This is a genomic window from Nostoc sp. TCL240-02, assembly GCF_013343235.1.
In the GTDB taxonomy this organism is placed as follows: domain Bacteria; phylum Cyanobacteriota; class Cyanobacteriia; order Cyanobacteriales; family Nostocaceae; genus Nostoc.
Genome location: NZ_CP040094.1, coordinates 5888180 through 5902077 on the forward strand (window position 1 = coordinate 5888180; position 13898 = coordinate 5902077).

The following is a 13898-nucleotide window of genomic DNA, read 5'->3' on the forward strand; positions in this document are numbered from 1 at the left end:
GTTCGTTTCTCTTAACCTTCCTTCGACAACAACTTCCCAATCGTGCGATTTCCCGGCGTAAACGTCTCCTTCGCCACTCGCCCAATATCAGCCGTCGTCACCGCCGAAATATCATCCAACTGCTTAAACAAATTCCGCCAAGAGCCAGTTTTCACCTCATATTCCAACAATTGTTGAGCCATCCCCATATTTGAATCGAGGGTACGTAACAAACCCGCCCGTGCTTGAGTTTTCACCCGTTCCAAATCAACCGCCGCTACAGGCTCAGTTTTTAATTTGTCAATCTCTTGGCGCAAAGCCACCGCCACTTCATCAACTGTATGACCAGGAGCCGTGAGAGCATAGAAAAAGATCAGATTTGGGTACTTATCTCCAGGAAATCCACTGTAACCTTGAGCATTTAACGCCAAACGCTGTTTTTCTACTAAAGACTTATACAACCGCGATGTGCGCCCATCACTTAATAAACTGCCAATGATTTCATAGACTGCATTATCTGGATGAGTAACTGCCGGACGATGATAACCTTCTAAATACCAGGGTTGAGAAGGTAGTTGTACAGTAACTTCCCGTGTTTGTTTTTGTGGTGGTTCCACCGGGATTTGTTCAACAGCTTTGGTTTTTGCTTTATAGCGACCAAAATAAGCTTGCGCTAGTTTTTTCACCTCAGTCGGGTTAACATCTCCGACAATTGCGATCGCTAAATTACTTGGTACGTAGTGAGTATCAAAGAAATTTTGGACATCATCTGGTGTCAGATTGCGGATATCTTGGTCATAACCAATTACCGGACGCTTGTAAGGATGCACTTTATAAGCAGTATCGATAAATTTTTCCACCATTTGCCCAATCGGTGAATTCTCCACTCGCAGCCGTCGTTCTTCTAAAATGACATCTTTCTCTTTATAAAACTCACGACGAATTACCGGATCGAGAAATCGTTCCGACTCCAGCGACATCCAAAGTTCCAGCTTATTGGCAGGAAAGCTGTAAAAATAACGGGTAGCTTCGGTTGAAGTATTGGCATTTAAACCCACACCTCCCGCTTGTTCGACAATTTGCCCCAATTCGTTTTGCTTGACAAGCTTACCGGCTTGTGATTCTACTTGCTTAAATTCAGTTTCTAACCGCGCAACTTCATCTTTTTTGCCATCGGCTTTTGCTGCTTTAATTTGAGTATCTAACTGCTGCAATTTCTCTAGCAGAGGTTTTTCTGCTTTGTAGTCTTGTGTGCCAATGCGCGTTGTACCTTTAAACGCCAAATGTTCCAAAAAATGAGCTACACCGGTTTTACCATCTGACTCATCCACACCACCCACATTTGCATAAGTAAGAAAAGAAACTACAGGCGCTTGATGTCGTTCCAGGACAAGGAATTTTAGACCATTGTCAAGACGAAATTCCGTTAACTGTTTAATGACTCGATCCAGATAAGGTTGGATCGAATTTTGAACTGGTGGAGTTTGAGTTTTGGCTTCTTGAGGAGGTGCAGTTTTAGTTTGAGCTAGAGCAATTTCTGGTAGTAATCCCCACCAGAAGACGAGCAAAGCCAACAAAGTGACAAACAACCGCCGTAATAAATCCAAAATTGACCGACCGATCTGGTTCATAAGCAAAAATTAAGATAAAGTTACACTACCGGAGAAACAGGATACCTAGCAAAAGGACGTTAATGTTGTATTAAGCTTGTTGAGCTTTTTTACTTGACGTTAGACAATAATGCTACAAATCGTGTTCCGCAAATATTACCAAAACTTTTATGCGAGTTTTTAATTCTTCCCCACCCTCAGAGGCTCAGACGCGCACCCGAATTTTACAGGCAGCACAACGGTTGTTTGCCTCTCAGGGATTTGACGGCACTACCACCCGTGATTTAGCGCAGGCGGCAGGTGTGGCTGAAGGCACTCTATTTCGTCATTTTCCCAATAAAAAAGCAATTTTAGTAGAAGTAGCCACGAGTGGCTGGGTAGAGATTTTAACAGATTTGCTAACAGAATTAAGTGAAATGGGCAGCTATAAAGCTGTAGCTCAAGTGATGCGTCGCCGGATGTGGAACTTTCAAAAAAATGCCGATTTGATGCGCGTTTGTTTTATGGAGGTGCAATTTCACCCCGATTTACGCGATCGCATTCAATTAGAAGTCATTACCAAAATGACCGATGTCGGCGAAGCATTCTTTCAAACAGCGATGGATAAAGGCATTTATCGCCAAGGGGATGCCAAGCTGGTAGCTAAAGTTTTTTTGGGAATGTTTGCGATCGCAGGTTTTTCTAACAACACCCTCATCGAACCTGACGCTTCCCCCCAACAAATGCAAGAAATGGCCGAAGGACTCGCTGATATCTTCCTTAATGGTGTTTTAGCTAAGGATTAGGGACTGGGTACTAGGTACTGGGTACTGGGTAGTTTCTCCAATCCCTAATCACCTAATTGCTTGCGCTTGCTGACTCCATTGTTGTACTAGCTCAATCGCTGGACACAAATCTCGGCGCTGCATTGTTGCTACTTGCAAGCGCATGATTTGTTGGTGCAATCTGTGAGTGGGTGTCTGTGCCAATTGGGTTACAGAACCAATACCTGCGTGAAGCAATAAACCACAATATTGTACGCCTACGCTGGGAATACGCGCTAAGTCAGCTAAAGCCATCCATTTATTTACATACTGAAGATGAATCTGTAATTTATTTGCTAACGCCAGCCGTGCCTCTAGAGTCTTGCCTTGTTTGACTAGCGCTACTGTGGTAATAATACCACAATTTTGCAGTTGTGATTGTTCGTCATGGCTCAGTCCAGGTAATTGCTCGATTGGCCAGTCACGAGATGCGAGCAGATTTCGATTATTTGTATTTTTAGCAGACATTTTAAAACTAAATATAGATTTATTCACTCACATATACAGCAATCCTAAATCATTGGCGAACAACGATATACCTAACTTATCCAGGACTTACGCAATAACTCTCTGAAACTCTTATTACTTTGTGTCCTTTGCGTCCTTTGCGGTTCGTTTTATTATGATTTTGCGTAAGTCCTATTATCTAAAAACTTGAGTATCTAAGCCTTTTAATTTTGGTGTTTTTTTCTGCTACCCTGCGGGAACGTTTCACATCTAAATGCAACCTACTGCAATGGCATTGTTTTGACTAACAATGCCATTGTATCGCCTGACAATACGATTGTTTTGATTAACAATGCCATTGTATCGCCTGACACAGAAATGTTGAATGCTGATACAAAACTTTACATTATTAGTTACACTAAGTCTCAAAAGCTTAAATTAGTCAGCAAAACATCATCTCCTCAAACCAATGAACATAGCTGATTTTCTGACACATACAAGATTGAAGATAGCGGAATTTATCTAATAGTGTATGTCCCCATTGTTCGGGAATAGATAAAAGCTGTAAAATCAGATAGGCTATCAAGCTCACGTAAATTTGTATGGTAATACCATTGACGTTTTTGGTAATGAGTTTGTCAAGTTTTAAGTGCATCTTTAAAAACTTCCACAACAATTCAACTCCCCAACGTAATCGATAAATATCCCTAATTTCATCATCATGAACAGCTGCATCTCCCGACTCTGGTAAATTAGTCACTAAGCGAAACTCGGTTTTTGTCTCTAAATCACAGAAATTAATTACTCTATAAGCTTGAGCATCATCAGATGCACCAACTTTGACCAATCCATTTGAGCCATCAAATTCTAGTTTCCAATTGTTTTTTATCCGCAAAACAAAATATTTGTTTTCTTGTACTAATTCTTGGATAAATTTTAATCCAGCAAAACCCCTATCCATTACTCCAACAGCATTTATTGGGAGACTAGACATCATTTTGGAACCAAATTTATAATCATGGTCATGTCCAAAATTGATGAAGTTATCTTCTGGGCTTCCTGTGGAGAGATTTAAGGAACTAAACAGCTTGACTTGATGATGACCTAGTACCCATAACAATTTACTTGTGAGAGTAATAATTGTTGAATCTATTGGACAAATTGCATATTTATTGTGTAACTTTTTTTGAACTTCCTTCTGTACTAATTCATTTAATTTTTGGTAAATCTCTTGAAAAGGTTTTTGGCTTCGATGTAAATTTGCTTTAGAGAAAGTAGAAATATCTACCTCAAAACAATTGTTATTTAATCTGTTAAACAAATCTCGCATACTTGTTAAGCTGTTATCCAGGGCATAGGATAGCCAGCACTCAAAAAACAGACGACTGTTCAATACTGGATAATCGTTTTTTGGCAGGCTTTTCAGTATATCTTTGACAATTTTGGGAAATGAATTTATAATCACAATCAAACTAATATATTTTAAGCCTTAGCCCAAAACTACCATATTTTGGGCTATTTTTATCGGATTTTTCTTAACATTCAACACTTCTGCGCCTGACAATACGATTGTTTTGACTAACAATGCCATTGTATCGACTAACATTAGGATGCGTGTGATAGTTAAAATCTAGCTCGTTGATAGTGGATTGCGAGAATCTCATGACACCGATTCCGAAAAGTACAGCCCAGTTGTATGAACTAGACTTTGTAGCATGGGCAGAAAAAACTGTACAACTCATTCGTGCTGGACAATTTGAACAGGTAGATTGGGATAGTGTGATTGAGGAAATTGATAACTTGGGACGGTCAGATCGGCGAGAATTGAAAAGCCGCCTGGAAGTATTATTACAGCATTTGCTAAAGTGGCAATATCAGTCTAATTTGCGGAGTGGCTCTTGGCGAAATACGATTAATGAGCAACGTAACCGGATTACAGATTTGTTAGAAGAGAGTCCCAGCCTCAAGTCATATCCAGAAGAAGTGTTAGCTCAATGTTACGATCGCGGATTGAAAGCTGCTAGTAATGAAACTGAACTACCAATAAATACCTTTCCAGTGGAATGTCCTTATCCAATTGCCCAAGTTCTCGATGCTGAGTTTTTACCGGATGCGATTGATTTGTAATCTAGGTTTATGCGGTAAATAACTCACCTCGCATAACAGTTACCGCTTGTCCGGCGAGAAAGACGCGATCGCCTCCGGTATAGCGGACTTTTACCACTCCACCGCGACGAGATGCTTGATAAGCCAATAACTCATCTTTGTGTAAGCGATCGCGCCAAAAAGGAGCGAGACAGCAATGAGTTGCCCCAGTTACAGGGTCTTCATCAATCCCTAAACCCGGTGCAAATAAGCGAGAGACGAAATCATATTCAGAATCAGAGTCGGTAATGCTAGTGACAATAACTTCAGAAATAGGTAATGTTTTCAATATTTGGAAATTAGGCTGTATTTGCCGTACTAAATCTTCAGATTCCAATTCCACCAAATAACCAAAGGAATTCAAGAAAACAGATTTGTACGGTACACCCAAAGCAGCCTTGAGTTCTCGCGGGGCGACTGTTTCTTGTGAGTGATTGACGGGAAAATCTAACTCAATCCACTCACCTTGTAACTTAGCAATCAGTACTCCGCTTTTAGTATAAAAACGCGCAACTTCATCAGCTGACAAATACCCCTCTGACCAAAGTACATGGGCACTAGCTAAGGTTGCATGACCACAAAGAGGCACTTCTATCGTCGGCGTAAACCAACGCAGATTGAAGCCATCATCCTGTCTAAATAAAAAAGCTGTCTCAGATAAATTCATCTCCTGCGCCACATTCTGCATCCAGCGTTCATTTTGGCGAGTATGCAAAACACAGACAGCAGCAGGATTTCCTGCGAAAGGTCTATTGGTAAAAGCATCAACCTGAGTAATGATTTGTCCCATTAGAGTCACCCTAAAAATTAGACAGCAATATACTTATCAGGAGTGTGTTAGAGATTTATGCCAATAGTTAAGATTATTTTTAAGCCCATTGCTACGCGTCTAAAGCGCATTAAAGTTCATTTAAGCATTTATTGTTTCTCTCTGTATCCTCTGCGCCTTGTTCCAAAGACAAAAATTTATAGCTTTAAGCCAAGCGTATTAGTCTATAGGGATTTTCGATGTGGAATACAGGCACTGGTTCGTAAGGGTTCACATCCGTGCTGTTACATCCAAATAGAAATCGCCATATACAGTACCTTATAAATTAGGAATACAATCTCCAAAAACTAGGGTCAATGTCTAAGCAAAACGGAAATATGGGGATAAAAATCTTCAGAAGCATCTTTGCTGCTGTCAACTTAGCGCTAATTTCTGGAGGATTAGTTAGCTGTGTTGTTGAGGTACCGCAACCATCTGCTCCAACTGAGCAACAAAAACCACGAGTCATAGAACCTATCCAACAACCTAAGCAGAAAGATAAAGATGATGATGATGACAAAAATAGCGATCGCAAAAATGATAAACACGACGAGAAAGACGAGAAAGACGATAACGACTAAATAAAGGCAAAACTATAACCTTGGGTTTCCATTTATGCTTATCCCACAAACTTCTACTTCTTTCATCGATTGTTTACGCCTCCGACGGCAAAAACTAGCAAACCTCATTAAGTTTCCCGTCATTCTGTGGTCAGGTAGCAACAGTCCCCGCAACTTTCCAGCAAATACCTTTCCGTTCCGCGCTAACAGTCATTTCCTCTATTTTGCCGGACTGCCATTATCAAATGCGGCAATTCGTTTAGAAGCCGGCAGGCTAGAACTATTCATCGACGATCAATCACCCAGCAGCGCCCTTTGGCATGGAGAAACGCCAACGCGCGAGGAAATAGCGCAGAAGATTGGGGCAGATGTGGCAGGGTCAATGACAGAATTGGAATCTTGGCTAGAAGATGCCGTCACACTTGCTGTACAAGATGCAGCAACATGGACGCAACAATCACAGCTATTAAATAGATGGGTTTTACCCCAAAGTCCTCCCCAAGGAATTGACTTAGATTTAGCCAAAGCGATCGCTTCTATCCGCCTCACCCACGATGAAGCTGCATTAACCGAGTTGCGAAAAGCTGCTACTGTCACTGTTCAAGCCCACAAAGCTGGGATGGCAGCAACACCTCAAGCCAAGCTAGAAGCAGAAGTTCGTGCAGCGATGGAAGGGGTAATTATTGCCCATAACATGACCACTTCTTACAACAGTATTGTCACCGTTCATGGTGAAGTTTTGCATAACGAACATTATCATCACCCTTTGCAACCAGGTGATTTACTACTTGCTGATGTTGGCGCTGAAACTGAGATAGGTTGGGCAGGTGATGTAACTCGCACATGGCCAGTTTCGGGTAAGTTTTCATCTACCCAGAGAGATATTTATAATGTAGTATTGGCGGCTCATGATGCTTGCATTGCCAAAATACAGCCTGGTGTAGAGTATGAAGATATTCATCTACTAGCTGCCACGGTTATAGCTGAAGGTTTAGTAGAGTTAGGCATTTTCCAAGGAAATCCCCAAGATTTAGTAGAGATGGATGCCCACGCGCTGTTTTTCCCTCATGGTATTGGTCATCTACTGGGTTTAGATGTCCATGATATGGAAGATTTGGGAGATATAGCAGGATATGAAGAAGGACGGCAAAGGAGCGATCGCTTTGGCTTGGGCTACCTGCGTTTAAATCGTCCCTTGCGTCCAGGAATGTTAGTCACAATTGAGCCTGGTTTTTATCAAGTACCAGCAATTTTAAATGATCCTAATCTGCGCTCAAAATATCAAAATGTAGTTAATTGGCAGCGTTTATCTGAATTTGCCGATGTGCGCGGAATCCGCATTGAAGATGATGTTTTAGTTACCCCAGCAGGTAGCGAAGTTTTAACAGCCGCCTTACCAAATGATGCCGATACTATAGAAAATTTAGTCAATGCCTGAGTTTATAAGGATGTTTAATTACTGGATTCACCTTTGATGTAACCGAACATTTGATTTCGTACATCACGTTTAGCTCGTGAATCCAGCAAGATTTTTAACATAGAGGCATCGCGCTCATTGTCGGTGTTAGAGTACTCTGCTGGATCTCGATTTACCTGCACTTCAACAATTTTTACACTTTCTCCAAGTACCTGAAAACGCACTTTGAAAATGCAAAAACCAGTCCAACTACGATGCAAGTATAGCCAAGGAGCCTCATAGAAAATGAACCACTTATCTTCCATCTGCTCTGGAATGACTCCAGCAGTAATTCGGTCAAATTCTTCCTGTGAGTAAAATTTTTCTACTGTGATATTTGTGGACGCAGAAGGCATCTGTTCTGTTTTCCAATCATCACGTCTGGCTATTCGCATAGTAAAAATAAAACTACTCTCATGTTTATTAATTAGTACTGTAAAAATATAATATGATACCTCATGATATCTAAAGTAATTCCAAATTCATGATAAAAAACCCCATAGGATTACTACTCAACGGAGTTATTGTCAGCTTCGGACTATTGCCATTATTAGCTCAAGCACAGCAGCCAGTACCGATTTCTGATAGCCAAGTTGCAGCGATGGTAGAAGCATTGCGACAGGCTGCACCGCAGACAAAAAACCCCAACGATGGATATTACAGCGAATGGCAAGTTAAACCAGAAACCCTCAAAGGCTGGTCAAAAACTTGTCTCAAACGAGAACTAACACCGGCACAATTTGAAAACAGTCCTGCGATCGCTCGTCAAGTTGTCTCTTGCATTACCCGTCGGGAGTTAACCAATCAGTTCCGCGCCACCAACAATAATGAAATTGCATCTGTGCGTGGCGCATCTTGTTGGTGGATGACTGGTAGTTATAAAGGTTGTGACAAAGGTTTCACTGCTGACTATGTGCAAAAAGTTGTCCGCTTTTATCAACAACAGCGTTCAAAACCGACGACTCATTGAGAAAGAGTTAAGATAATTGCTTTACCTTTTCGACAACCCAATCAACGCGATCCTTTCCCCAAAATCTCTTGCCTTCCACTACCCAAGTGGGGACTCCGGGACAGCCAAACTGTTCGTATTCTGCTAAGGCTGCGACTGCTGCTTTTTTGGCTGCTTCGCCATGAATTAACTCAAGAATGCGATCGCCATTCAACTCGACATCATTTGCAGCTGTACATCTTGTTCTGTGTTGGTTCGCTATTGGACTTTATATTTGAAGAAGCTACGGAAACATTGGATTAATGCTTTATGCTCTCAAAAGAAGCTGTTAACATCTGAAGAAATTAACAAGCGAAGTTACTCCCTTAGACAAGAGTTGCAATATGACTGATGTTTTTATTTCATATTCCCGAAAGGATAAGGAGTTTGTCCAAAAACTTCATACATCACTTCAACAATATCATCAAGATACTTGGGTAGACTGGCAAGATATCCCGATTACAGCAGACTGGTGGTTCGAGATTGAGGCTGGAATTGAGGGCGCTAACACCTTTGTCTTCATTATCAGTCCAGATTCGATAACTTCAAAGATTTGCCATCAGGAGATTGAACATGCTGTTAAACACAACAAGCGGCTAATACCGCTTGTGCGACGAGAAAATTCTGAAATGATGCAAGTGCATCCTGCCTTATCAAAGTATAATTGGTTGTTCTTTAGGGATGTAGATGATTTCGCAAGTGCTTTTCAAGCGTTGATAAAAGCAATTGATACAGATTTAGATCACGTTCGTACCCACACACACTTGCTGGTGCGTGCTAATGAATGGGATAAAAAAAGTCGTGATGCCAGTTATTTGCTACGCGGTAGTGCCTTGGCAGATGCCGAGCAATGGTTAACGCAAAACGTCTATAAAGAACCAGAAGCAACAAATCTTCATAGAGAGTATATTACTGCCAGTCTCACAGCCGAAACTGCATCTCTTTTCTACCGGAATCTAGTTATATTTATTAATAATTTTTATAAACTGATTACCAGTTTCCGACGTTCAAAACGGGATATTTTTCCTTTGCTTGTTGAATGGGGATTTTACCTTTTAGCTACTGTTAATATATTTCTGGTAGTCTTTAATATAACCTATATTCCTTGGCGTGATTTTTACTTCCTAAAACTTCCACAAATTACCCAGATTTATGACCCAATTAAAGGTATTGAACCTCATCGAGACACGAAAAACTATTTACAAACAGTAGATGCACTAGAAGAACAAATCAGCCAAACAGGGTTACAGTCGTCTCAGGTAAATAGCAGACTAGAGCAAATAAGGCGTCTTAGCAACGAGATGATTGACACTAACCCATTTGCAGCCGTGGGTAAGAGTGGTACTTTTGAAAAAATTAGAAATCGAATACGGGATCGCACTGGTAACAAGTCTGCAAAACAGTCCTTTAGTCTTTTTTGGAGTCAAGCATATTTATATGAAAAAGGCTGGAACCGAGAAATTAATTTTTTTAACCAGAAAATCCGACCCTTAATTTCACAAAACTACTACCGCAGTTTCGGAGAAGATGGCGAACCTGTGGATAATTTTTGGCTAATTGATTTACCTTTTAATATTATATTTACAGTTGAATTATTACTTCACTCATTATATGTTGCTAAAAAACTAAATATCTCTTATGGAGAAGCTTTAAGAACACGATGGTATGATTACTTCTGGTTAATATTTACGGCTCATGGGGTTTGGTTACGTTTGCTGCGTATCATTCCCTATTCTGTCCGCTCGTACCAGTTAGGGGTAGTTGAAAAAGTTTTGCAGGGAAGACTTATGACTGTCCGCATTGTCAAAGCTTTACTTGCACCCAAAGGCAGGTAAGCTGAAAAACATCAGGCAAAACTATAGTTTAAATTCGGTATTTTGATATTAAATTTGGCTTTTAACCCATTGGCGAAATTCTTTAATTAATTCCAAATAATCTTTTTCTCCCACCTGTTCTAAAAAGTTAGAAATCTCTGTTAATGGCAGATTGGGAAATGCTAAACTCCGTTCAACAGATATATATTTTTGATTTTCTAAAATGTTAATACTAAAATCATTACCATCATATAGCCAGATTTCAGGCACACCCATATCAGCATAGACTTCAAAGCGATTTTTAGAACTGCTAGTAATATCAACTTCCACTACCAAATCTGGCGGAGGATCTTGTTGCAAATTAATTCTTTTTTTGCCTTTTATTAACTGGATATTTTTAATGTAAAAGCATTCATCTGGTTCTGCACCAATCAGTTCTGGACGTTTGAAAGTAGTAGAACCAAGGGGTTGAATATTGACTTCTAATTCTTCCGCTAGAGTTTCAACAAATCGACCCAAGACTTTTTTATAACTCTCATGTTCAGGCGAAGGAACCATGATTTCTAAAGTACCTCGATTGTAAGTAAGCCGGAGGCGGCGACTAGCACTAAGTTCAGTTAGTAAGTTTTCATAAGTTTGCCAACTTATACCTGATAGGTGGACGATTTCTGTAGGTTGAAGCAGTATGTTGCTAGTCATAGCGATATGTGATGTAGGTTCTCGCTGTACAATAGCCCTTCTTCGCCTCATTGTACTTTAAGCTCAATCTTCTATAAAGGTAGGTATCTGGTTGCTACAGTCGCGGTGAAAACTACTAAGCTGGTAAATAGCACGTTTAAAATTTAGCGGAAATTCGGAATCGCATTTATCGGCGGTTCAAGATTCCTCATTGGCGAACTACCTGTAATTACATTATGTTTGATGCTCTATCTGACCGTTTAGAAGCCGCCTGGAAAAAACTGCGGGGACAGGACAAAATTTCTCAATCCAACATTCAAGATGCATTGCGCGAAGTGCGCCGCGCCTTGTTGGAGGCAGATGTTAACCTCCAGGTAGTCAAAGATTTTATTAGCGAAGTCGAAGCCAAAGCCCAGGGAGCCGAAGTAGTTACCGGCGTGCGACCTGACCAACAGTTCATCAAAATTGTTCACGATGAACTGGTGGAGGTAATGGGAGAAGAAAATGTTCCGATCGCAGAAGCCCAGGAAAAGCCGACTATTATCTTGATGGCTGGGTTGCAAGGTACTGGTAAAACCACAGCTACGGCTAAGTTAGCCTTACATCTGAGAAAATTAGAGCGTAGCTGCTTGTTGGTGGCGACAGACGTATATCGCCCAGCCGCGATCGACCAGTTGCTGACGTTGGGTAAGCAAATTGACGTACCAGTATTTGAACTAGGAAGCGACGCAGATCCCGTAGAAATCGCTCGACAGGGTGTAGAACGCGCTAGGGCAGAAGGTGTAAACACAGTAATTATTGATACTGCTGGTCGTCTGCAAATTGACGAAGATATGATGGCGGAATTAGCCCGCATCAAAGCAACTGTTCAACCCCATGAAACTCTCTTGGTGGTGGACGCAATGACCGGTCAAGAGGCAGCAAATCTGACCCGCACCTTCCACGATCAAATCGGAATTACTGGGGCGATTCTCACCAAAATGGATGGTGATAGCCGTGGTGGTGCAGCGCTTTCTGTGCGAAAGATTTCGGGAGCGCCAATTAAGTTTGTGGGCGTGGGTGAGAAAGTCGAGGCACTGCAACCCTTTTATCCCGATCGCATGGCATCCCGAATTTTGGGCATGGGCGATGTGCTAACCCTGGTAGAAAAAGCCCAGGAAGAGTTCGATTTAGCAGATGCTGAGAAAATGCAGGAGAAAATCCTGTCAGCGAAGTTTGACTTTACTGACTTTCTCAAGCAGTTACGGATGCTGAAGAATATGGGATCTCTGGGAGGCTTTATCAAGATGATCCCAGGGATGAACAAGCTCTCAGACGATCAGCTTAAGCAGGGAGAAACCCAGCTAAAGCGCTGCGAGGCCATGATTAACTCCATGACTCGCCAAGAACGCCATGACCCCGATTTATTAGCCAGTTCTCCCAGTCGGCGGCGGCGGATTGCTTCTGGCTCTGGTTATAGAGAGTCAGATGTGACTAAACTAGTGGGTGATTTCCAAAAAATGCGATCGCTCATGCAGCAAATGGGTCAAGGTGGCTTCCCTGGAATGCCGGGAATGTTCGGCGGTGGTGGCGGTATGGGCAACGCCTTCGCTGGTGCAGGTAATCGTCCCGCAGCCCCCGGATGGCGGGGTTATGGTGGTGATGCAGGCACGAAAAAGAAAAAAACCAAAGAGAAAAAGAAAAAAGGGTTCGGCAATCTTTAATTATTGGGCATTGGTAATTTACAAATGACAAATGACAAATGACCAATGACTAATAGCAGCAAATGCTAGGCAGTGCTAAAATTAGCATTTCGACCTCAGAATTTATCAGCAGAGGAAACTAACCCTCAATTTCTCGGCAATAGCCAGATTTAGGTTGCTTCCTCACCCACTAGTTGCTAACTAATATCTAAACAGGAGAATTATTCTTCAACATGATCAAACTGCGCTTGAAACGATTCGGTAAAAAACGGGAAGCAAGTTACCGTATTGTCGCCATTAACAACCTCGCTCGCCGTGATGGCCGTCCCCTAGAAGAATTGGGATTTTATAACCCCAGAACTGATGAAGTGCGATTAGACGTTCCCGGTATCGTCAAGCGACTACAACAAGGCGCTCAACCCACTGACACCGTACGTCGCATTCTAGTAAAAGCTAATGTTTTTGAACAGGTCAGTGCAACAACAGCCGCATCATAATTTCGGAACAAAATTGCCAACAGCCAGTCCCAACTATGTTGATCTGGTTCGGTTTTTGGTGCAGCCATTTTTGGAATCTCCAGAGACTTTAAGTGTCGATTGTGAAATTTCTCAAGCCCTAAAACGGGTTTGGGTTCGCATCGCCTTTGAAAGTACAGATAAAGGGAAAGTGTTTGGTCGAGGGGGACGCAATATTCAGGCGATTCGTACAGTAATTGCCGCAGCCGCAGCCGCAGCTGGGCAATCAGCATACCTAGATATCTACGGCAGTACCACTCCGGGCCGTGAAGGTATGTCTTTTGATGAAGAGACAGAAGAGCGATCGCCACCACCGACTAGGAGAGAAGCGCGTGGAAATGATGGGCCTAAACCCATTGTTAAACCCCGCCTCCGCTAGCTTAAAACTAGAGAGCAAATCTGAGCGGTTGTAG

Annotated in this window: 16 protein-coding genes; 9 read left to right on the forward strand and 7 right to left on the reverse strand. The window is 41.8% G+C overall.

What is annotated here, in order from left to right; translation table 11 throughout:
* Positions 1–11: 11 nt before the first annotated feature.
* Entirely contained in the window at positions 12–1610 is a 1599-nt protein-coding gene (locus FBB35_RS25100; RefSeq protein ID WP_174711893.1) for a pitrilysin family protein, read from the reverse strand.
* A gap of 149 nt (positions 1611–1759) precedes the next feature.
* Here FBB35_RS25100 and FBB35_RS25105 point away from each other — a divergent pair, with 149 nt between their 5' ends.
* Positions 1760–2374: a TetR/AcrR family transcriptional regulator gene (locus FBB35_RS25105; protein WP_174711894.1), complete on the forward strand. Its 615-nt coding sequence runs from the start codon at positions 1760–1762 to the stop codon at positions 2372–2374.
* Between the two features lie 48 nt (positions 2375–2422).
* On the opposite strand, the gene FBB35_RS25110 is transcribed toward FBB35_RS25105, so the two are convergent.
* On the reverse strand, positions 2423–2860 hold the full coding sequence (locus tag FBB35_RS25110; protein WP_174711895.1) for a DUF4332 domain-containing protein: 438 nt from the start codon (positions 2858–2860) through the stop codon (positions 2423–2425).
* 421 nt (positions 2861–3281) lie between these two features.
* Positions 3282–4304 (reverse strand): IS4 family transposase, encoded by a 1023-nt coding sequence (locus tag FBB35_RS25115; protein ID WP_174708017.1) that lies wholly within the window; start codon positions 4302–4304, stop codon positions 3282–3284.
* A gap of 197 nt (positions 4305–4501) precedes the next feature.
* On the opposite strand from FBB35_RS25115, the gene FBB35_RS25120 reads away from it, so the two are divergent.
* Positions 4502–4966 carry a DUF29 domain-containing protein gene (locus FBB35_RS25120; protein WP_174711896.1) on the forward strand — a complete coding sequence of 155 codons (465 nt, stop codon included), beginning with the start codon at positions 4502–4504 and terminating at the stop codon, positions 4964–4966.
* Between the two features lie 7 nt (positions 4967–4973).
* Here FBB35_RS25120 and FBB35_RS25125 read toward each other — a convergent pair whose 3' ends face one another.
* On the reverse strand, positions 4974–5774 hold the full coding sequence (locus FBB35_RS25125; protein ID WP_174711897.1) for a PhzF family phenazine biosynthesis protein: 801 nt from the start codon (positions 5772–5774) through the stop codon (positions 4974–4976).
* A 335-nt stretch (positions 5775–6109) separates the two neighbouring features.
* Between FBB35_RS25125 and FBB35_RS25130 the strand changes: the two genes are divergently transcribed.
* Both FBB35_RS25130 and FBB35_RS25135 read left to right on the forward strand, forming a co-directional pair.
* Positions 6110–6373, forward strand: a complete 264-nt coding sequence (locus FBB35_RS25130) for a hypothetical protein (RefSeq protein ID WP_174711898.1) — start codon at positions 6110–6112, stop codon at positions 6371–6373.
* Between the two features lie 34 nt (positions 6374–6407).
* Entirely contained in the window at positions 6408–7790 is a 1383-nt protein-coding gene (locus FBB35_RS25135) for an aminopeptidase P family protein (protein ID WP_174711899.1), read from the forward strand.
* Between the two features lie 14 nt (positions 7791–7804).
* On the opposite strand, the gene FBB35_RS25140 is transcribed toward FBB35_RS25135, so the two are convergent.
* Complete coding sequence (locus FBB35_RS25140) at positions 7805–8203, reverse strand: hypothetical protein (protein ID WP_174711900.1); 399 nt, start codon at positions 8201–8203, stop codon at positions 7805–7807.
* Positions 8204–8292: 89 nt separating this feature from the next.
* Here FBB35_RS25140 and FBB35_RS25145 point away from each other — a divergent pair, with 89 nt between their 5' ends.
* A complete protein-coding gene (locus FBB35_RS25145; protein ID WP_174711901.1) occupies positions 8293–8778 on the forward strand; it encodes a hypothetical protein in 486 nt (161 codons plus the stop codon).
* A gap of 7 nt (positions 8779–8785) precedes the next feature.
* On the opposite strand, the gene FBB35_RS25150 is transcribed toward FBB35_RS25145, so the two are convergent.
* The gene (locus FBB35_RS25150; protein ID WP_254625689.1) at positions 8786–8971 is read right to left on the reverse strand and encodes a DsbA family protein; all 186 of its coding nucleotides are present in this window, start codon (positions 8969–8971) and stop codon (positions 8786–8788) included.
* 169 nt (positions 8972–9140) lie between these two features.
* Here FBB35_RS25150 and FBB35_RS35890 point away from each other — a divergent pair, with 169 nt between their 5' ends.
* Entirely contained in the window at positions 9141–10631 is a 1491-nt protein-coding gene (locus FBB35_RS35890; RefSeq protein WP_217481672.1) for a toll/interleukin-1 receptor domain-containing protein, read from the forward strand.
* A gap of 48 nt (positions 10632–10679) precedes the next feature.
* Here the strand turns inward: FBB35_RS35890 and FBB35_RS25160 are convergent, their stop codons facing one another.
* A complete protein-coding gene (locus tag FBB35_RS25160) occupies positions 10680–11309 on the reverse strand; it encodes a Uma2 family endonuclease (RefSeq protein ID WP_174711902.1) in 630 nt (209 codons plus the stop codon).
* A 215-nt stretch (positions 11310–11524) separates the two neighbouring features.
* Between FBB35_RS25160 and ffh the strand changes: the two genes are divergently transcribed.
* From ffh to FBB35_RS25175, 3 genes are all read left to right on the forward strand, one after another.
* On the forward strand, positions 11525–12991 hold the full coding sequence (ffh, locus tag FBB35_RS25165) for a signal recognition particle protein (RefSeq protein WP_174711903.1): 1467 nt from the start codon (positions 11525–11527) through the stop codon (positions 12989–12991).
* 212 nt (positions 12992–13203) lie between these two features.
* Positions 13204–13467, forward strand: coding sequence for a 30S ribosomal protein S16 (gene rpsP / locus FBB35_RS25170; RefSeq protein WP_094328165.1), 264 nt, complete (start codon positions 13204–13206; stop codon positions 13465–13467).
* On the forward strand, positions 13427–13864 hold the full coding sequence (locus tag FBB35_RS25175) for a KH domain-containing protein (RefSeq protein WP_174711904.1): 438 nt from the start codon (positions 13427–13429) through the stop codon (positions 13862–13864). Before rpsP ends, FBB35_RS25175 begins: the two co-directional genes overlap by 41 nt.
* Positions 13865–13898 lie beyond the last annotated feature (34 nt).

Excerpts from the sequence above, each read along its gene's own strand:
- FBB35_RS25100 (WP_174711893.1), bottom strand. The coding sequence starts at position 1,610 with ATGAACCAGATCGGTCGGTCAATTTTGGATTTATTACGGCGGTTGTTT.
- FBB35_RS25105 (WP_174711894.1), top strand. The coding sequence starts at position 1,760 with ATGCGAGTTTTTAATTCTTCCCCACCCTCAGAGGCTCAGACGCGCACC.
- FBB35_RS25110 (WP_174711895.1), bottom strand. The coding sequence starts at position 2,860 with ATGTCTGCTAAAAATACAAATAATCGAAATCTGCTCGCATCTCGTGAC.
- FBB35_RS25120 (WP_174711896.1), top strand. The coding sequence starts at position 4,502 with ATGACACCGATTCCGAAAAGTACAGCCCAGTTGTATGAACTAGACTTT.
- FBB35_RS25125 (WP_174711897.1), bottom strand. The coding sequence starts at position 5,774 with ATGGGACAAATCATTACTCAGGTTGATGCTTTTACCAATAGACCTTTC.
- FBB35_RS25130 (WP_174711898.1), top strand. The coding sequence starts at position 6,110 with ATGTCTAAGCAAAACGGAAATATGGGGATAAAAATCTTCAGAAGCATC.
- FBB35_RS25135 (WP_174711899.1), top strand. The coding sequence starts at position 6,408 with ATGCTTATCCCACAAACTTCTACTTCTTTCATCGATTGTTTACGCCTC.
- FBB35_RS25140 (WP_174711900.1), bottom strand. The coding sequence starts at position 8,203 with ATGCGAATAGCCAGACGTGATGATTGGAAAACAGAACAGATGCCTTCT.
- FBB35_RS25145 (WP_174711901.1), top strand. The coding sequence starts at position 8,293 with ATGATAAAAAACCCCATAGGATTACTACTCAACGGAGTTATTGTCAGC.
- FBB35_RS35890 (WP_217481672.1), top strand. The coding sequence starts at position 9,141 with ATGACTGATGTTTTTATTTCATATTCCCGAAAGGATAAGGAGTTTGTC.
- FBB35_RS25160 (WP_174711902.1), bottom strand. The coding sequence starts at position 11,309 with ATGACTAGCAACATACTGCTTCAACCTACAGAAATCGTCCACCTATCA.
- ffh (WP_174711903.1), top strand. The coding sequence starts at position 11,525 with ATGTTTGATGCTCTATCTGACCGTTTAGAAGCCGCCTGGAAAAAACTG.
- rpsP (WP_094328165.1), top strand. The coding sequence starts at position 13,204 with ATGATCAAACTGCGCTTGAAACGATTCGGTAAAAAACGGGAAGCAAGT.
- FBB35_RS25175 (WP_174711904.1), top strand. The coding sequence starts at position 13,427 with ATGTTTTTGAACAGGTCAGTGCAACAACAGCCGCATCATAATTTCGGA.